Source organism: Nocardioides sp. Z40_12 (assembly GCF_058215795.1).
On the sequence record NZ_JBZAJA010000002.1, the window covers coordinates 71,838 to 89,770 of the forward strand.

Below are 17,933 nucleotides of genomic sequence, written 5' to 3' on the forward strand. Positions count from 1 at the left end.
GAGCGCCATGACCACCAGCGACCTGCCCGGCGTGATGACGATGCGGGAGCGGATGCTCGCCGGCCAGCCCTACGTGACCGACCGGGAGATCGCCGCGATGGCGGTGACCGCCCAGCAGCGGATGGCGGCCTACAACGCCTCGGACCCGGCGGACCCCGAGACCCGGCGCGGGCTGCTGGAGGAGCTGATCGGGGAGGTCGGCGAGGAGGTGGACCTGCGTCCGCCGGTCTACCTCGACTTCGGCGACCGGATCACCATCGGGCCCCGGACCTTCATCAACTACGGCCTCACCGCCCTCGACGTCGCCCAGATCACCATCGGCGCGGACGTCCAGATCGGGCCGCACGTGCAGCTGCTCACCCCCACCCACCCGCTGGACGCGCAGCAGCGCAAGGACAAGTGGGAGGGCGCGGCCCCCATCACCATCGGCGACAACGTCTGGCTGGGTGGCGGGGTGATCGTCTGCCCGGGCGTGACCATCGGGGAGAACACCGTCGTCGGTGCCGGCGCGGTGGTGGTCTCCGACCTCCCGGCCGACGTGCTCGCGGTGGGGCAGCCGGCTAAGGTGATCCGCCGGCTCTGAGTCCTCCCGGGCCGAGCGGTTCCGAATCCTGAGATTCTCGGCGTGGGCGAATCCGGGAGGCCGGTGGGCGGCGAAAGACCTGTAGAAGGGCCGCATCGGGCAGCCCTCGCACAGGGGAGGACCCCATGAAGATCCGCACCACGCTCGCCACGCTCGCGACCACGGCACTGCTCGCCGCAGGGACGGCGATGCCGGCCCAGGCCGCCGAGCCCGAGCCTCTCGGCAACCAGAGCCTTGCCGCGGTCCTGACCTCCGACGGCAACCAGTTCGACTACAACCCCGGGGACTTCGACATCCTCACCGAGGCCGTGCTCGCCGTCCTCGCAGCCAAGCCCGACAGCCCGGTCGGCGTGCTCACCGACGGGGACGTGGCGCTCACCGCCTTCGCCCCCACCGACCTGTCCTTCCGGCTGCTGGCCAAGGACCTCACCGGCAGGTTCCAGTTCTCGGAGAAGGCCGTCTTCGAGGCCCTCGTCTCCGCCGTGGGCGTCGACGCGATCGAGCAGGTCCTGCTCTACCACGTGGTCCCCGGGGCGACGATCGACTCCGGGACCGCGCTGAGGTCCGACGAGGTCGCGCTCACCACCGCCCAGGGTGGTCAGGTCACCGTGGACGTGCTGGCGCCCAGGCTCGGCATCGTCCGGCTGCGCGACAACGACCGCAACGACGTGGACCCGTTCCTGGTCCCCGGCAAGCTCGACATCAACAAGGGCAACAAGCAGATCGCGCACGGGATCTTCCTGGTGCTCCGCCCCGCCGACCTCTGAGCCGTCTCGCCTCGGGAGCAGATCCGGTGTGGGATTCGGGCCGTCCGGCCCGAATCCCACACCCGGCCGCGCCCCCGGCAGGATTCGAACCTGCGACCGGCGGATTAGAAGGCCGCTGCTCTGTCCCCTGAGCTACGGAGGCGGGGGGCCGGAGTCGCAGTCGGGAGAATCCTCGGTACAACCGAGTGGCACCTCACCGACGGCGCATCGCGACCCGGCGCCAGTATGCCGCACGAGTGCGCTCCACCGGACCCCCGCGCGGATCGAGGTGCCGGCCGGCGTCCAGCCCGAGGGGAATCGCGATCGGTCCGGGTCCGCGCGCCCTGACGTCGGTCGCCTCACGCGCTCAGTGCGAGCCGTGGCCAGGTGCGGAGATCGGCGAGCAGTTGTCGGTCGTGGGTCGCGACCACGACCGCCGCGTCGGTCGCCTGCAACGCTTCGGTCAGGTCGTCGACCGCCGCCGCAGAGAGGTGGTTGGTCGGTTCGTCGAGCAGGAGCACGTCCGGCTGCTCGGCAAGGCACATGGCGAGGTGGAGGCGGCGCTGCTGACCTTGGGAGAGCCGCCCGGCCGGCGTCGCGCGGTGCGCCGGCTCTAGCAGTCCCAGGTCGCTCAGCCCGACCGGCTCGCCGGGTCGATCGGTCCAGGCCGCGGCGACGTGTGCATCGTAGACGCGCTGGGCCGACCAGTCGCTCGGCCAGCGGGGACTCTCCTGGGTCACCACGACGACACGCGCGTCCGCACGCCTCGAGACGGCACCCGAGGTCGGGGTGATCGTGCCGCCCAGCACCGCCATCAGCGTCGACTTGCCCGCTCCGTTGGGTCCGGTCACCACGAGCCGGTCCCCTCCGTCGATGCTCAGCGAGACCGGGCGCACCAGGCGGTTGCGGACCGCGACGTCGCTCGCGGCCAGCAGGCGCTGAGCTCGCCGGCTCGGCAACGCAGGGAACCGCAGCGAGAGCGGCGGGGGCGGCACGGTCACCGCGTGGGCGTCGAGCTCGTGCACGCGACGGTTGAACGCCTGCACCGTGCCCGCGACCCGAGTGCTGCGCTGGTGCCTGCCGTGCCCCTTCTCCGGTGCGGAGACGGCAGCCAGGCGGCCCCTGGCGGCGTCGGCCGCTGCCGCCACTCGTGCTCGCTCATCCTGCTGGGCGGCGTGGTCGGTCTCCCAGCGCCGTCTCGCCCGGCGACGGTGGTCGGCCCAGGCGTCGTAGGTGCCCGTGAAGCAGGAGTTCGAGGCGTCCGGGCCAGGGTCGAGGTCGAGGAAGCCGTTGGCCACCGCACGCAGGAGGGTCCGGTCGTGCGAGACCAGCGCGACGCCTCCCGGGTGCTGGTGGATCTGCTCGGTCAGGAACGAGAGTGCGGCGGCATCGAGGTGGTTGGTGGGCTCGTCGAGCAGCAGGACATCGGCGGGTGCCCCGAGGACGACGGCAAGCCTGACTCGATGACGCTGCCCGACCGAGAGCGAGGAGAGCCGTCGGCTCCGGTCCGTGCAGGCTCCGAGCGCAGACAGCGCCACGTCCACCCGGCGTTCGGCGTCCCAGGCGTCGAGGTCGGCAGCCGCGTCGAGCGCTGCGGCATACTCGTCCTCGGCTCGCTCCTCGCCGCGTCCGAGCGCCGCGGTCGCGCACTCGAGTGCCTCCAGCGCAGCCAGTGGCCGGGCGAGCGCGTCGTGGACCAGGGACCCGACGGTCTGACCATCCCAGACCGGGATGGACTGCTCGACCAGCGCTACCGTCCCGACGACCGAGACCGAGCCGGCGTCGGGCTCGAGGCGGCGAGCCAGCACCTGGAGCAACGTGGTCTTTCCGGCGCCGTTCTCACCGGTGATCGAGAGGCGGGACCCGGCGGACACCGTGACGTCCACGCCTCTCAGCACGACCCGGCCACCGCGGTTCACACAGATTCGCTCGGCCCGGACGTGGGCGGTCACGGCAGCCCGCTGACGTCGAGTCGCTCGTCATCGGCTTCGACGGCGGCCGGCGACTTCACCGGAACGTGGCGGAGCAGGAGGGCTGCGCTCGCGGCGGCGACGACCATCACGAGGGCGGCCGTGCTCGCGACGGCGTGCAGTCCGTCGATGAAGGCGGCATAGGCGCTGTCGAGGACTGCCGCCCCTGTCACGTCCGGCAGCCACGACGCGACACCGGCTGCGCCGGAGAGTGACTCCTCGACCTGCGCGGCGGTCTCGCCGGGCAACGTCTCCATGACGGCGTCGTCCTGCATCCGGGAGCGGTAGACCGCACCGCCGATGCTCCCGAAGACGGCGATGCCGAGCGCACCCCCGAGCTCGTTGGCGGTCTCCGACAGCGCCGAGGCGGCACCGGCGCGGGTGGGCGGGGCACTGGTGAGGACCAGGTCGGTGCCGAGGGTCGACACGATGCCGACGCCGATCGACATGATGCCGCTCCCGGCCAGGATCAGCGTCAGCGGGGACTGAGCCTCGACGAAGGTGATGACGACGAACCCGGCGGTCGTCAGGGTCAGTCCTGCGGCCACGAGGTTCCCGGGCCGGATGCTGGTCACCAGGGCGGAGGCGACGCCGACGCCGACGACCGTCGCGACGACGGCGGGCAGCGACCACAACGCCGCTGTGAGCGGCTCCAGCCCCTTGAGGACCTGCAGGTACTGCGTCATGAACAAGGCGGTGCCGAGCATCGAGAACATGACCAAGGTGTTCGCGGCCAGGGAGGCACTGAACGCGGGGGCCCGGAAGAGTCGGAGGTCCAGGATGCCGCGCGGACCGCTCTGGCGCCGCACGAAGACGAACCCCATCAGCACCCCGGCGGCCAGGGCGATCGCGGCGCGAGGCTCGAGGCCGTGAGCGGCGATCTCCTTGACGCCGTAGATCACCGAGAGGACGGCGCTGATGACGAGCACGGTGCCGACGAGGTCGAATCGGGCGGCGTCGGGGTCGTGGTGCTCAGGAAGCAGGACCGGACCAGCCCCCAGGAGCACGATCATGACGGGAACGTTGATGAGGAAGACCGAGCCCCACGGGAAGGTCTGGAGCAGCAGTCCACCGATGACCGGTCCGAGGACGCCGCCGGCGGCGAACGCCGCGGTCCAGAGACCTATCGCCGTCGTGCGCTGGGCGTCGTCGCGGAACATGGTGCGGATCAGGGCGAGTGTGGACGGCGCCAGGGTGGCACCGCCGAGGCCCATCGCGGCGCGGGCCAGGATCAGTGCTCCCGCCGTGTCGGCGTAGGCTGCCGCGACCGAGGCGCAGCCGAAGACGACGGCGCCGACCATGAGGAGCCTGCGCCGGCCGAGGCGGTCGCCGAGGGCGCCCATGGTGATGAGGAGGCCGGCGAGCAGGAAGCCGTAGACATCCATGATCCAGAGGAGCTCAGTGCCGGTGGGTTGGAGATCCGCGGCCAGCTTGGGCAACGCGAAGAAGAAAACCGAGATGTCCATGGACACCAGCAGCACGGGCAGGACCAGGACGGCAAGGCCCGCCCACTCACGTCGTCCTGCGTGGAGGGAAGGGGTCGGCATGTCATCACTCCCGATGGGTACGCTGTACGCAATAGATGAGTACACTGTACGCATAGTGGTCGGAGATTGCCAATGACGGATCCGAGAGGCGCCTCCCAGGGCGGTGCGCCTGCGCCCGACCGGGCGGGGAGCGAAGGCGGTGTCAAGCGTCGTAAGCCACCGCTGACGGTCGAGCGCATCGTGGAGACGGGAATCCGCCTCGCCGACCGGGAGGGGCTGCAGAGCCTGTCGATGCGCAACGTGGCGGCCGAGCTCGGGTCGGGGGTGATGTCGCTCTACCGGCACGTGCCGGGCAAGGAAGAGCTGATCGAGCTGATGATCGACGTGGTGACGGGCGAGGCTCCTGCTCCGCCCTCGGAGCTCGAGGGATGGCGAGCCCGGCTTGAGTGGTCGGCGCGCTGTGACTGGGATCTCTATCGCAAGCACCTGTGGTCCCTGCAGGTGCTGGCCACGACGCGGCCTCCTCTCGGACCGCATGTCCTCGCCACGACAGAGCGCGCCCTCGGGGCCGTGGACGGCCTGGGCCTGACCGTCCAGGAGATGTCGTGGACGATCATGCTCGTGTCCAGCTACGTCCAGGGTGCGGCGCTGCTGCTCGTCAACGAGGACGGGGCGGAGCGCGACTCGGGTTCGACGCGCGAGGAGTGGTGGGCGGCTCGCTCGGCTCGGGTCGCCGACATGCTGCAGCACGGCTCGTTCCCGGTGCTGGCAAGGGTCGCGAGCGAGAACGAGGCGGACGGGGACCTCGACGCCTGGTTCGACTTCGGCCTGCAACGCCTGCTGGACGGCCTTGCCGTCTTCCTGGAGACCCGGCCCTCGAGGTAAGGGTCCTATCGTGGCCGTCCGCTCGAGCCTGCTGAGCTGTCCTGGTCGCAGATGTCGGCGGGGACCTCTATCGTCCCTCGCATGACTCTTCGACTCGGCATGGTGAACTTCGACTCCCGCGACCCCGTGCCCCTCGCCCGGTGGTGGGCCGACCAGGTCGGCGGTGAGGTCGTGGACCCGTACGGCGGCAGCTTCCTGATGGTCACCGGCGGCCCGGTCACGCTCGCCTTCCAGCAGGTCGGCGACCCCACGCCCGGCAAGAACAAGCTCCACCTCGACCTCACCGCCGACGACCTCGACAGCGAGGTGGAGCGGTTGGTCGGCGCCGGCGCCACGCTCGTCGAGCGACGCGGCGACGACTCCTTCCGGTGGGTCACGCTCACCGACCCCGACGGCAACGAGTTCTGCGTGGCCAGCCAGGCGGAGGCAGAGGCCGAGGTGGAGGCTCCAGCCTCACCGTGAGCGGCTGATCGGCTCGCTCCGGTCGCCGTCGTACCCCGCGGCGCTGGGCAGGTGCTAGCCCTTCGTGATGTCGGCGGCCCACTTGGTGAGCAGGGCCCGCTGCGCCTGCTCGTCGTCGCGGAGCACCGCGGTGATGGCCAGCCCCCTGAGGAGGACGAGCAGCGTCTCCAGATCCGCGCGCTCGAGCCGCAGCGGTGCGGGCAGCTCCTTGGCCTCGCTGAAGATCCGGCGGAGCCCCTGTCCGAGCTCGCGCTCGACCGGAACGAGCTCGCCTCGTAGGTCGGAGTCGGTCCGCGCTGCCATCCAGAGCTCCAGCCCGGCCGCGAACATGGGCCCGGACATGAACCGGTAGAGGATGCCGACCAGCCCCTCCAGGTCCTGCGGTGCCATCTCGCCCTCCACCAGGCGCGCGATCTCGCGCAGCTGCCCTTCCGCGACGTGGTGGATGGCGGCGACGAGAAGCTCCTGCATCGACCCGAAGTGGTGGAGGAGCGACCCACGGGACACCCCGGCTCTCGCCTGGACCCGCTGCATCGTCGTGCCGGCGTACCCGTCCTCGACCAGCGTCCGCACGGCCGCCTCCAGCAGCGCGGCACGCGTCGCGACCCACCGGTCCTGGCGTCTCTTGACGGTCTCCACGGCGCCTAGTCTAATAAAACCGTCCATTCGACCGGTTTTATGGGAGGGTCCACCGTGGTTCTTGCAGCAGAGTTGGTACGGCGCGGTGCGGCACAGCACGCAGACCGGACGGCGGTGATCTTCGGTGACCGCTCCCTCACGTTCCGCGAGGTGGACGAGGCGGCCAACAGGATCGCGCGCGCCCTGCTGGCCGCGGGCCTGACCAAGGGCGACCATCTCGGTCTGCTCTACGGGAACACCCTCTGGTCGGTGCCGATCGACTTCGCCTGCCTCAAGGCCGGGATCGTGCGGGTCCCGCTCAACACCAGGCTGTCGCCCGAGGAGCACCGGCGGATGCTGGAGGGGACGCGCACCCACTGGCTGCTGCACGACGCCGAGCTCGACGAGGTGGCCGAGAAGACCGTGCACGGCCTCGACGGGATCCGACTCCTGGGCCTGGGCGGCCCCGGCGCGCGGGAGGGTGGCGACCTGCTGACGGAGGCCGACGCGCAGAGGACCGAGGACCCGCTAATCGACCTCGAGGAGAGCGACCCGGTGCTGCTGTTGCACACCTCGGGCACCACGGGCACCCTCAAGGCTGCCACCCACACGCAGGGATCGTGGGCCGGGATCGCGATCAACGTCCTGACCAACCTCGTGGCCCCGGGGCCGGACTCGGTGATGATGCACGCGGCGTCCCTGATCCACGCAAGCGGCACGTTCATCCTGCCGTACTGGCTCCGCGGCGGCGCCTCGGTGGTGCTTCCGGGGTTCGAGCCGACGGGGTTCCTCGCGGCGATCGAGCGTCACCGGGTCACCGAGATCAACCTGGTCCCCACGATGCTGGGGATGCTCTTCGCCCACGAGGGCATCGAGGACGCCGACGTTTCGTCGCTGCGCACGGTGATCTACGGCGCCAGCCCGATGCCGCGGCCGCTCATGCAGCGCGCCCTGGAGACGTGGGGGCACGTCTTCACCCAGTACTACGGACAGACCGAGGCGCCGCTGGCGATCACGGTCCTGACCAAGGACGACCACCGCGACCCGTCGCTGCTGGGCTCCTGTGGCCAGGCCTCCGTCGAGTTCGGCGTCCGCCTGACCGATGAGGACGGGAAGCCGGTGGCGGCCGGCGAGATCGGCGAGGTGCAGGTCAGGGCGCCGTCCCAGATGGCCGGCTACCACGAGGCCGACGAGCTGAACGCCGAGATGGTCACGGCCGACGGATGGATCCGCACCCGGGACATGGCCTACCAGGACGACCGGGGCTACTTCTACCTGGTGGACCGTCGCAGCGACATGATCATCACCGGCGGCTACAACGTCTACCCCCGCGAGGTCGAGGACGCGCTCAGTGCGCACGCGGCCGTCGCGGAGTGCGCCGTCGTCGGTGCGCCCGACCCCGTCTGGGTCGAGGCCGTGACGGCGTTCGTCAGCCTCAAGCCCGGGCACTCGGCGACCGCGGAGGAGCTCCAGGAGACCGTCCGCTCGCAGCTGGCCGGCTACAAGGTGCCCAAGCGCGTCGAGTTCGTGGACGCCGTGCCGAAGTCGGCGGTGGGCAAGATCCTGCGCCGCGCCCTGCGCGACCCCCTGTGGGAGGCGCAGTGAGCTCCGTGCCCCAGGCGTACGCGTCCATCCGGATCGAGACCGACCGGCGGGTCACCACGGTGGTCATGGACCGGCCCGAGCGCCGCAACGCGGTCGACGGCCCCATGGCGGCCGAGCTGGCGGCGGCCTTCCGTGCGTTCGACGCGGACCCCGACGCCGACGTCGCGGTGCTGTGGGGCGAGGGCGGGAACTTCTGCGCCGGCGCGGACCTGAAGGGCATCGGCACCGAGCGGGCGAACGTCGTGGAGGCAGGCGGGGACGGCCCGATGGGTCCGACCAGGCTCCGGCTCTCGAAGCCCGTCATCGCCGCCGTCGAGGGCTACGCGGTCGCGGGTGGGCTCGAGCTCGCCGCCTGGTGCGACCTGCGGATCGCTGCGGACGACGCGACGTTCGGGGTCTTCTGCCGCCGGTGGGGCGTGCCGCTGATCGACGGCGGCACGGTCCTGCTCCCGCGCCTCATCGGCATGAGTCGCGCGCTGGACATGATCCTCACCGGGCGGCCGGTGCCGGCCCAGGAGGCGCTGGCGTTCGGGCTGGCCAATCGGGTCGTGCCCCCCGGAACCGCACGCGCCGCCGCGGAGGAGCTCGCCCGGGAGCTCGCGGCCTTCCCCCAGCTGTGCCTGCGCAACGACCGCCGGTCGGCGTACCAGCAGAACGGGTTGAGCCGCGAGGAGGCGATGCGCTTCGAGCTAGAGACCGGCGTCTCCTCGCTGCAGCAGGACGGCGTGCTCGGTGCGGTGAGGTTCAGCGAGGGCGCAGGGCGACACGGCACCTTCCACACGGACTGAACCGGCAGGCCGGTCGTCTCTCCGCGGCGCGTGTCCGCGCTCGAGGTGGCGCGTCGCTCAGTCGCAGTTGTCGCAGACCCCGGTGGCCGGGAGCTGCATGAAGCACCGGGGGCAGGTGGCCGCCTTGGGCGGATCCACCTGACGAGCCTTGCTCACCACCGCCTTGGGCTCCCGCGGGGCGCGGGGCGCCGCGGCGGCGCGCGGGGTGCGGGTCGCGGGGGCGCGCTTCGCCATCTCGCGACGGGGCGGCAGTGCGGGCTGACCGCCGTCCGGCGGGATCTCGGCACCGTGCCGGCGGTAGCACTCCAGCCTCTCCTGGGCCGCGTGCTGCTCGGGGGCGGTGACGACGTCCCCGCGCACGCTGTTGACCGTGTCGGCGTACCACTCGCTCATCCGGCCCTCCGGCCCGACGCAGAGCGCGCCCAGCAGCGGCTCGCCCCGGCGGCGGCAGTCCTTGGCGACCCGGTAGAGCACGTCGCCCATCCACAGGCTGGGCGCCTGTCGCTGCCGGATCTTGGTGCGCTGCTGCACGGCCTGGGCAAGCTCGGCGACGGTGATCACCGCGTGGTACTCCCGGGCGGTGTCGGCCAGCACGTGCCGGGCCGCCAGCGCGAACGTCTCCCTGGTGGTCTCGACGTCCAGCGTGCGGGCCTCGATCCAAGCGACTTCGTCCACGCGTAGGAATGTATCCCGCGGGTACTGGGGCCCAACCGGTGGGCGGATCCCAGGGATCCTGGCAGGCACGGGGGCCTGCACGGCACAATGGACCCGCGCCGACACCGGCGACCGCACCACCGCACCGAACCGAGGGACTGAGACCGTGACCGTCATCGAGAGGAAGGCCGCCAGCCAGATCGCCCACCTGCGTCCCGAGGACGTCGAGGCGATCGGGCGCGAGCTGGACGAGATCAGGCAGGACGTCCTGGACGCCCGGGGGGAGCGCGACGCGGCCTACATCCGCCGGGTGATCGCGCTGCGGGTCGGCCTCGAGGTCGCGGGTCGGCTCGTCCTGACCGTCGGGAGCAGGCGCCGGCCGGCGTGGGTGGTGGGCACCACCTGTCTCTCCCTGGCCAAGATCCTCGACAACATGGAGATCGGCCACAACGTCCTCCACGGTCAGTGGGACTGGATGCGCGACCCCAAGATCCACTCCGAGACCTGGAACTGGCAGCACGCCTCCCCGCCCTCCCAGTGGAAGCGGGCGCACAACGTGCAGCACCACCGGTTCACCAACATCGTCGGCAAGGACAACGACCTCGGCTACGGGATCATGCGCGTCGACGAGGACCAGGAGTGGTCGCGCCGCTTCCTGGTGCAGCCGGTGTGGAACGCCGTCAACGCGCTGATGTTCGAGTACGGCATCGCCACCTACGACATCGAGCTGGGCGAGCACCTGCGCGAGAAGAAGGGGATCACCCCCGAGCTCCGCCGCCGCATCGCCGAGACCCTGGTGCAGACCGGCCGACAGGTGGTCCGCGACTTCGTCGCCTTCCCGGCCCTCTCCGGTCGTGGCTGGCGCTCCACCCTGAGCGCCAACGCCACCGCCACGGTGGTGCGCAACGTGTGGAGCCACTCGGTGATCATGTGCGGCCACTTCCCCGAGGGGGTGGAGACCTTCGAGCAGCCCGAGCTCGACGAGGACGAGACGCGGGGCGAGTGGTACCTGCGCCAGATGCTCGGCTCGGCCAACATCTCGGGGTCGCCCACCATGCACCTGATGTGCGGCAACCTGTCCCACCAGATCGAGCACCACCTCTTCCCCGACCTGCCCAGCAACCGCTACCAGGAGATCGCCCCGCGGGTCAGGGCGGTCTTCGACCGCTACGGGCTCTCCTACAACTCCCGCCCGCTGCCCCAGCAGGTGGCCAGCGCCTGGCACAAGGTGGTTCGGCTCTCGCTGCCCAACGGCTGGCTCGAGGAGACCACCTGGTCCAACGCGCCCAGCCGGGTCGTCTCCCTGCTGCGGGGCAAGGACAGGTCGCGGGCCGGTGCCCGGCTGGTGGCGATGGGACGCGCCGCGCTGGCCTGAGGCCCCCGCGTGTGATCTCTGGCACACTCTGCGGGCATGCTCTCCGTCCGCAACCGCAGCCGTAGCCTCCAGGGTCGCAAGGTCTTCCTCACCGGTGCCGCGAGCGGCATCGGGCGTGCCACCGCCGAGGCCGCGGCGGCCCAGGGCGCGGTGCTCCACCTCACCGACCTCGACGCGGAGCGGCTCGACCAGGTGGTGGCGCAGATCCGGGCCCGCGGGGGCGTGGTCGCCCACGCCGCCCCGGCGGACGTCTCGGACCACGACGCCGTCCGGCGGCTCGCCCGCGACGTCACCGCGACCTCGGGCGCCATGGACGTGGTGATGAACATCGCGGGGATCTCCACCTGGGGCACCGTGCAGAGCCTCGAGCACCGGCACTGGCAGCGCCTGGTCGACGTCAACCTGATGGGCCCCATCCACGTCATCGAGGAGCTGGTGCCGCCGATGATCGAGGCCGGCCGGGGCGGTCACCTGGTCAACGTCTCGTCGGCCGCGGGCATCATCGGGATGCCGTGGCACGCCGCCTACAGCGCCAGCAAGTTCGGCCTGCGCGGCCTCTCGGAGGTGCTCCGCTTCGACCTGCGCCGCCACGGCATCGGGGTCAGCCTGGTCTGCCCCGGCGGCGTCGCGACGCCGCTGACCGAGACGGTGACGATCGCCGGGATCGACAAGACGAGCCCGCGGTTCCACAAGCTGCACGCCCGCTTCCGGGCCCGCGCGGTCACCGCGGAGCAGGCGGCCGACTCGATCCTCGAGGGGGTGCGGCGCAACCGATACTGGGTCTACACCTCCCCGGACATCCGCCTGATCCACCTCGTGCAACGGCTCTGCCCGCCCGCCTACGCGGGCGCCATGCGGGCGATGAGCTGGGGCGCGAACCGGGCCCTCCCCGAGGTGGGGACGGCCCGCCGTACGGAGGAGACCACCGATGCCGCCTGAGGCCGGACCGGCAGCGGCCCGGATCACCCCCGGCGGCTGGCGAGAGGTGGGCCCGCTGGTCGCCGGCTTCGCACGGGTCGCGGGGCGGGTCACCGGCACCGAGCCGCCGGGGGTCTTCCGCACCCTGGGCCGCAACCAGCGCCTCTTCTGGGGCTGGCTGCTCTTCGCGGGCACCCTGATGCCCGGTGGTCGCCTGCGACGCCGGGAGACCGAGCTGGTGATCCTGCGGGTCGCGACCCTGACCGGCAGCGACTACGAGCTGACCCAGCACACCAGGCTGGGCGCGCGCGCCGGTCTCTCCCCGGCCGAGATCGAGCGGGTGGCCGACGGGCCGGACGCCGTGGGCTGGTCGCCCCGGGAGCGGCTGCTGCTCGAGGTCACCGACCAGCTGCACCGCGACCGGGACCTGGACGACGCCCTGTGGGGTCGGCTGCGCGCCGAGCTCGACGAGCGGACCAGCCTGGAGGTGCTGATGCTGGTGGGTCACTACGAGATGCTCGCGACCACCCTGCGCACCCTGCGGGTCCGCCCGGACCGGAGCCGCTGACCCACCTGCGCTGAGCAGGAGGGTGCCCATCGGCGTCCCCGGACGCTACGTTGCGTCCATGACTCGGGCTCGCGCGTGCGTCCTCATCTCTGCTCTCCTCCTCCCGGCGTCCCTGCTGGCCGCGTGCGGGGAGGAGTCCTCGGGCGGGGAGCCCGACGACCGCCCCGTGCTCAGCATCAGCGCCATCCCCGACCAGGACCCCGCCGAGCTGGGAGCACGGGAGCAGCGGCTCGCCGACTACCTCGCCGAGACGCTCGACGTCGAGGTCGAGTACGTCCCGGTCACCGACTACTCCGCGTCCGTCTCCCTCTTCAGCGCCGGCGACCTCGACCTCGTCTTCTACGGCGGTCTCACCGGCGTCCAGGCCCGCCTCCAGACCCCGGGCGCGGCCCTGCTCGCCCAGCGGGACATCGACGCGGAGTTCCGGAGCGTCTTCATCGCCGGCACCGGGTCCGGCGTCGAGCCGGTCGAGGACGTCGCCGGGCTCTCCGCCCTGAAGGGGACCCGGTTCACCTTCGGCAGCGACTCCTCCACCTCCGGCCGCCTGATGCCGGAGTGGTTCCTGCGGGAGGCGGGCGTGGTCAGCGACGAGGACTTCGCCGGGGAGGTCGGCTTCTCGGGCTCGCACGACAAGACGATCGACCTCGTGGAGTCCGGCTCCTACCAGGCCGGCGCGCTCAACGAGCAGGTGTGGGAGGCGCGCAAGGAGGCCGGGACCGTCGACCTCGACAAGGTCGTCGAGGTCTTCCGCACCCCCACCTACCACGACTACCACTGGATCGCCGGGCCCGAGACCGACGAGCGGTTCGGCGAGGGGTTCACCGACGAGCTCCGCGAGGCGCTCCTGGCGCTGGACGGCTCGACCCCCGAGGAGCGGGAGGTCCTGGCCGGCTACGGCGCCGGGGCCCTGGTCCCCACCGAGGCCGACAACTACGAGCAGATCGAGGAGATCGCCCAGCAGCTCGGCCTGGTCTCCTGATGCCCGAAGGGGCCGGGGGGCCGGGGGCAGCCGTGGCGCTGCGCGGGGTGGGCGTCGCCTACGGCACGCACACCGCGTTGCGCGGGGTGGATCTCTCGGTCCGCCCCGGGGAGCGCGTCGCGCTGGTCGGACCCAGCGGTGCCGGGAAGTCGACCCTGCTCTCGCTCTGCACCGGCGCCGTGGTCGCCGACGCGGGCGAGGTGGAGGTCCTCGGCAGCGAGCTCGGCCGGCTGGGGGCACGCGACCTCGCCGCCGTGCGCCGACGCATCGGCACCATCCACCAGCGGCTCCACCTGGTCGAGCGGCTCCGCGTGGTCCACAACGTCAACGCCGGTCACCTCGGCAGGTGGAGCACCTGGCAGGCCCTCTCCTCGCTGGTCAGGCCCCGTGAGGAGGAGACCGCGCGGGCGGCCCTCTCCCGGACCGGGATCGCGGACAAGCTGCACGCCCGCACCGGGGACCTCTCCGGCGGCGAGCAGCAGCGGGTGGCGCTGGCCCGGGTGCTCGTCCAGGACCCCGACCTGGTGCTGGCCGACGAGCCGGTCTCCAGCCTCGACCCGGCCCGCGCCGAGGAGGTGATGCGACTGCTCTGCGAGACCGTGGCCACCCCGGCCCGCGCGTTGCTGGTGAGCCTGCACGACTTCGAGCTCGCGGTGCGCTGGTGCGACCGGGTCGTGGGGCTGCGTGCCGGTGAGGTCCTCTTCGACCTCCCGGCCACGCAGGTGGACGTGGCGCTGCGCGAGGAGCTCTACGCCCTGGGCCGGACGTGACCGGGCTGACCGACCTCACCAGGCTCGAGGCGAGCGGGGGGACCGGTCGGCGCGGGTGGCCGGGCCGCTCGACGAGCGGTCGGGGAGCCGACCAGTCGGGTCGGCGGCTCACCGGACGGCTCTGGTCGGCGCTCTGGCTGCTCGTCGTGGTCTGGGCGGTGGCCGGGCTGCTCCCCGACGACGGCGAGGTGGTCAACTCCGGTGGGTGGGGCTTCCTCGGGCAGTTCTGGGCCCACGCGCTGCGCCCCGACCTCGACCCGCAGTTCCTCCGGGCGACCTGGGACGCGACGCTCACCACGGTCGCCTTCGGGGTGCTCGGCACCCTCGGCTCGGTGGTGCTCGGGGTCCTGCTCGCACCGGTGATGAGCCAGACGTGGTGGGCGCCGACGACCGGGCGCCGGCCGGCCCGCCTGCTCCGTCGTACGGGGCTGCTGCTGACCCGGGCCGGCGTGGCCCTGCCGCGCGGGGTGCACGAGGCGGTGTGGGCACTCCTCCTGGTCACCGTGCTCGGCCGCGACCCGCTGGTCGGGGTGCTGGCCATCGTGATCCCCTTCGGTGCCATCACCGGCAAGGTCTACTCCGAGCTCCTCGACGAGGCCGACCACGAGCCCTACGAGGTGATGCGTCGCGCCGGCGCAGGCCGGGTCACCGCGCTCTGCTACGGCCTGCTGCCCGGGCTGGTGCCGGCCGCGACGTCGTACGCCTTCTACCGGTTCGAGTGCTCGATCAGGTCCGCGGTCATCCTGGGCATGGTCGGCGCCGGGGGCCTGGGCCTCCAGCTCAGCCTCAGCTTCGCCGGCCTGCAGTACGGCGAGATGTGGACCTCGATCTATGCGCTCGTGCTGCTCGGTGCCCTCATCGACCGGTGGGGCCTGCTGCTGCGCCGGGGCACCAGGAGCCGGGTCCGCCTCTCCGCCGCGCTGGGCGCGTGCCTGGTGGTGGCGTCGGTGTGGCACCTGGAGCCGGACCCGGCGCGGTGGCTCTCGGGGCGCACCGCCGAGCGGCTGGAGCGGCTCGTCGCGGCGATGGTGCCGCCCGAGCTGCCCGAGGGCGGGTGGCCGCTGCTGCTGCGCCGCAGCGTGGAGACGCTCCAGATGTCGGTGGTGGCGATCACGCTGGCCAGCCTGCTGGGCCTCGTCGTGGCCCTGGTGGCCGCCCGGCCCGCGGCGGGTGCCCGCGCCTCGGCGGGGCGGCGGCTGGCGGGCTGGGCGGCACGACAGCTGCTGCTGGTGACCCGCGCCGTCCCACCCCCGGTGTGGGCGCTGCTGGTGCTCTTCGTGGTCTACCCCGGCCCGCTGCCCGGCGCCCTGGCGCTGGGCATCTACACGTTCGGGATCCTGGGTCGGCTCTTCGCCGAGGTCGTCGAGGAGCTCGACCAGCGCCCGCGGGTGGCACTCAGCTCGCTCGGTGCCTCGCCGGTGGCCTCGTTCGCCTACGCCTCCGTGCCCGCGGCGCTGGGCCAGCTGGTCGCCTACAGCCTCTACCGCTGGGAGGTGACCGTGCGGGAGACCGTGGTGGTGGGGGTGGTCGGCGCCGGTGGCCTGGGGCGGCTGCTGGAGCAGCAGCGGGCCGGCTTCGACCTGGCGGCGATGAGCACCACGATCCTGGCGCTCGTCGCGGTCTGCCTGCTGGTGGACCTGCTGAGCCTGGTGGTGCGCAGCTCGCTGCGCTGAACGTGCCCCGTGACCCGCCCCGGTACCCGGAGGGTCAGCCGATCTCGCGCCGGTCGTCGGGCAGTCGCCGGGTCGTCCCCGCGCGGTCCAGCAGCTCGAGCAGGGGCAGGACCACCCGTCGTGTCGTGCCCAGCCGTCGGCGCGCCTCGCTGGTGGTGAAGGGCTGGGGCAGCTCGGCCAGCCACTCGGCGGCGACCCGGTCGGCCCCGGGGAGCAGCACGATCCCCGGCGCGACGCGCAGCACCCGGCCGGCCTTGGCGGCCGCGGCGGCCCGCCGCGGATCGAGGCCCAGCTCGGCGAGCCGGTCGGCCGTCGGGGCGGCGAAGGGCTGGTCCCGCAGGTCGGCCTCGAGGGCGCGCACGGCGGTCTCCACCTCGGGCGGCAGCGTGCTCGCCCGGCCGGGGGTGAGCACCCGGCCGTCGCGCACCACCAGCGCCTCGGCGCCGCGGCCGGTCCCGGGGTCCGGCCCGCCCGTCACGTCCGCCGCGCTTGGTGCGCCGGCCAGCACGGCGCTCACCAGGTCGGGGGAGGGCAGGGCGAGGCGCTCGGCCAGGGCGACCAGCGGCACCCCGCGGTCCAGCGGGTGCCGGGCGTCGTGCTCGGCGACCAGCCGGGAGACCTCGGCACGCACCTCGTCCACCAGGTCGGAGGCCAGCCACCAGTCACCGACCCGCAGCGCGGCGGTGCCCGGCTCGGTGGCGGAAACCCCGATCCGGCGCAGGAACGCCCCGTCGACGAGCCGGCGCCTGCCGATCTCGGAGCCCAGGTCGGGCTCTCCGGAGTCGGCCGCGAGCACCTTGGCGCGCGCCGCGGCGGCCCCCCGGCGCAGCAGCTGCGGCGGCGCGGGGTCGAGCACCCGGACGCCCCACACGGCGCGGCTGCCCGGCTCGCGCAGGAGCGCGCGGTCGCCGACCCGCAACGGGAGCGGCCGCTCCAGGGTCAGCCGCACCAGGTCGGCCGCGAGGGGCCGCACGCGGACCTGGACCGAGGCCGCGCCGACGTGCAGCTGCAGGTGGGTGGCGAGGCGCGCCTCGGGGCCGACGACCCGGACGTCGGCGACCTCGCAGGAGTGCCAGGCGCCGGGGGTGACCAGCGCGTCGCCCCGGTCGAGGAGGTCCAGCTCGTCCCCGGTGAGGTTGAGGGCCACCCGGGCGACCCCGACCGCGGCGTCGACCGGGCGACCGAGCGCCTGGACGCCCCGCACCCGGACCCTCCTGGAGCCGGCGGCCAGCTCGTCGCCCCGCGCCACCCGGCCCGCGGGGAGCGTCCCGGTGACCACGGTGCCCGCACCCTTGACGGTGAAGCGGCGGTCGATCCAGAGCCGCACGTCGGCGGCGGCGTCCGGGACCGGCACGCTCGCGACCATGGTGCCGAGGGCCGCCCTGAGCTCCGGCAGCCCGAGCCCGGTGCGGGCCGAGACCGCGACCACCGGAGCGCCGCGCAGCGAGGTCCGCGAGACCTCCGCGGCGGCCCGGGCCGACGCCGGTGCCGGGTCGGCGAGGTCGGAGCGGGTCACGGCGACCACCCCGTGCCGGACCCCGAGGGCGTCGAGGGCGGCGAGGTGCTCGGCGGCCTGCGGCATCCAGGGGTCGTCGGCGGCGACCACCAGGAGCACCGCCGGGACCGGGCCGATGCCCGCCAGCATCGTGGAGACGAACCGCTCGTGCCCCGGCACGTCGACGAAGGCGATCTCCCCGGTGCCCGGCAGGGAGGTCCAGGTGTAGCCCAGCTCGATGGAGAGGCCACGCCGCCGCTCCTCCTCGAGCCGGTCGGAGCGCATGCCGGTGAGGGCGTCGACCAGCGTGGACTTGCCGTGGTCGACGTGCCCGGCGGTCGCGACGACGTGCACGCC

General features: G+C 72.9%; 17 protein-coding genes and 1 tRNA gene. 12 read left to right on the forward strand and 6 right to left on the reverse strand.

What is annotated here, in order from left to right; all coding sequences use genetic code 11:
- Positions 1-7: 7 nt before the first annotated feature.
- Together AC4BG9_RS03525 and AC4BG9_RS03530 are read left to right on the forward strand one after the other, a co-directional pair.
- A complete protein-coding gene (locus AC4BG9_RS03525) occupies positions 8-583 on the forward strand; it encodes a sugar O-acetyltransferase (RefSeq protein ID WP_490569699.1) in 576 nt (191 codons plus the stop codon).
- 125 nt (positions 584-708) lie between these two features.
- Positions 709-1,350 carry a fasciclin domain-containing protein gene (locus tag AC4BG9_RS03530; RefSeq protein WP_490569700.1) on the forward strand — a complete coding sequence of 214 codons (642 nt, stop codon included), beginning with the start codon at positions 709-711 and terminating at the stop codon, positions 1,348-1,350.
- A gap of 69 nt (positions 1,351-1,419) precedes the next feature.
- Here the strand turns inward: AC4BG9_RS03530 and AC4BG9_RS03535 are convergent.
- The 3 genes from AC4BG9_RS03535 to AC4BG9_RS03545 all read right to left on the reverse strand — a co-directional run bounded on the left by AC4BG9_RS03535 (position 1,420) and on the right by AC4BG9_RS03545 (position 4,846).
- A tRNA-Arg gene (locus AC4BG9_RS03535) sits at positions 1,420-1,492 on the reverse strand.
- Between the two features lie 196 nt (positions 1,493-1,688).
- Entirely contained in the window at positions 1,689-3,215 is a 1,527-nt protein-coding gene (locus AC4BG9_RS03540; protein ID WP_490569701.1) for an ATP-binding cassette domain-containing protein, read from the reverse strand.
- A 62-nt stretch (positions 3,216-3,277) separates the two neighbouring features.
- On the reverse strand, positions 3,278-4,846 hold the full coding sequence (locus AC4BG9_RS03545) for an MFS transporter (protein WP_490569702.1): 1,569 nt from the start codon (positions 4,844-4,846) through the stop codon (positions 3,278-3,280).
- Between the two features lie 180 nt (positions 4,847-5,026).
- Between AC4BG9_RS03545 and AC4BG9_RS03550 the strand changes: the two genes are divergently transcribed.
- Both AC4BG9_RS03550 and AC4BG9_RS03555 read left to right on the forward strand, forming a co-directional pair.
- Positions 5,027-5,671: a TetR/AcrR family transcriptional regulator gene (locus tag AC4BG9_RS03550; RefSeq protein WP_490569703.1), complete on the forward strand. Its 645-nt coding sequence runs from the start codon at positions 5,027-5,029 to the stop codon at positions 5,669-5,671.
- 81 nt (positions 5,672-5,752) lie between these two features.
- Positions 5,753-6,133: a VOC family protein gene (locus AC4BG9_RS03555; RefSeq protein WP_490569704.1), complete on the forward strand. Its 381-nt coding sequence runs from the start codon at positions 5,753-5,755 to the stop codon at positions 6,131-6,133.
- A 54-nt stretch (positions 6,134-6,187) separates the two neighbouring features.
- On the opposite strand, the gene AC4BG9_RS03560 is transcribed toward AC4BG9_RS03555, so the two are convergent.
- Complete coding sequence (locus tag AC4BG9_RS03560) at positions 6,188-6,772, reverse strand: TetR/AcrR family transcriptional regulator (protein WP_490569705.1); 585 nt, start codon at positions 6,770-6,772, stop codon at positions 6,188-6,190.
- Positions 6,773-6,826: 54 nt separating this feature from the next.
- Here AC4BG9_RS03560 and AC4BG9_RS03565 point away from each other — a divergent pair, with 54 nt between their 5' ends.
- Entirely contained in the window at positions 6,827-8,356 is a 1,530-nt protein-coding gene (locus tag AC4BG9_RS03565) for a class I adenylate-forming enzyme family protein (RefSeq protein WP_490569706.1), read from the forward strand.
- Positions 8,353-9,144, forward strand: a complete 792-nt coding sequence (locus AC4BG9_RS03570; protein ID WP_490569707.1) for a crotonase/enoyl-CoA hydratase family protein — start codon at positions 8,353-8,355, stop codon at positions 9,142-9,144. The genes AC4BG9_RS03565 and AC4BG9_RS03570 overlap by 4 nt, the downstream gene beginning before the upstream one ends.
- A gap of 57 nt (positions 9,145-9,201) precedes the next feature.
- Here AC4BG9_RS03570 and AC4BG9_RS03575 read toward each other — a convergent pair whose 3' ends face one another.
- Positions 9,202-9,819, reverse strand: coding sequence for a hypothetical protein (locus AC4BG9_RS03575; protein ID WP_490569708.1), 618 nt, complete (start codon positions 9,817-9,819; stop codon positions 9,202-9,204).
- A gap of 145 nt (positions 9,820-9,964) precedes the next feature.
- Here AC4BG9_RS03575 and AC4BG9_RS03580 point away from each other — a divergent pair, with 145 nt between their 5' ends.
- From AC4BG9_RS03580 to AC4BG9_RS03605, 6 genes are read left to right on the forward strand one after another with little or no spacing between them, the layout of a single operon-like run.
- Positions 9,965-11,173 (forward strand): fatty acid desaturase family protein, encoded by a 1,209-nt coding sequence (locus AC4BG9_RS03580; protein ID WP_490569709.1) that lies wholly within the window; start codon positions 9,965-9,967, stop codon positions 11,171-11,173.
- Positions 11,174-11,209: 36 nt separating this feature from the next.
- Positions 11,210-12,112, forward strand: coding sequence for an SDR family oxidoreductase (locus tag AC4BG9_RS03585; RefSeq protein ID WP_490569710.1), 903 nt, complete (start codon positions 11,210-11,212; stop codon positions 12,110-12,112).
- Positions 12,102-12,659 carry a carboxymuconolactone decarboxylase family protein gene (locus AC4BG9_RS03590; protein WP_490569711.1) on the forward strand — a complete coding sequence of 186 codons (558 nt, stop codon included), beginning with the start codon at positions 12,102-12,104 and terminating at the stop codon, positions 12,657-12,659. The genes AC4BG9_RS03585 and AC4BG9_RS03590 overlap by 11 nt, the downstream gene beginning before the upstream one ends.
- 58 nt (positions 12,660-12,717) lie before the next feature.
- Positions 12,718-13,638 carry a putative selenate ABC transporter substrate-binding protein gene (locus AC4BG9_RS03595; RefSeq protein WP_490569712.1) on the forward strand — a complete coding sequence of 307 codons (921 nt, stop codon included), beginning with the start codon at positions 12,718-12,720 and terminating at the stop codon, positions 13,636-13,638.
- A complete protein-coding gene (locus AC4BG9_RS03600; protein ID WP_490569713.1) occupies positions 13,638-14,408 on the forward strand; it encodes a phosphonate ABC transporter ATP-binding protein in 771 nt (256 codons plus the stop codon). Before AC4BG9_RS03595 ends, AC4BG9_RS03600 begins: the two co-directional genes overlap by 1 nt.
- Positions 14,405-16,081, forward strand: a complete 1,677-nt coding sequence (locus AC4BG9_RS03605) for a PhnE/PtxC family ABC transporter permease (RefSeq protein ID WP_490569714.1) — start codon at positions 14,405-14,407, stop codon at positions 16,079-16,081. Before AC4BG9_RS03600 ends, AC4BG9_RS03605 begins: the two co-directional genes overlap by 4 nt.
- A 34-nt stretch (positions 16,082-16,115) precedes the next feature.
- On the opposite strand, the gene selB is transcribed toward AC4BG9_RS03605, so the two are convergent.
- Complete coding sequence (selB, locus tag AC4BG9_RS03610) at positions 16,116-17,930, reverse strand: selenocysteine-specific translation elongation factor (protein ID WP_490569715.1); 1,815 nt, start codon at positions 17,928-17,930, stop codon at positions 16,116-16,118.
- Positions 17,931-17,933 lie beyond the last annotated feature (3 nt).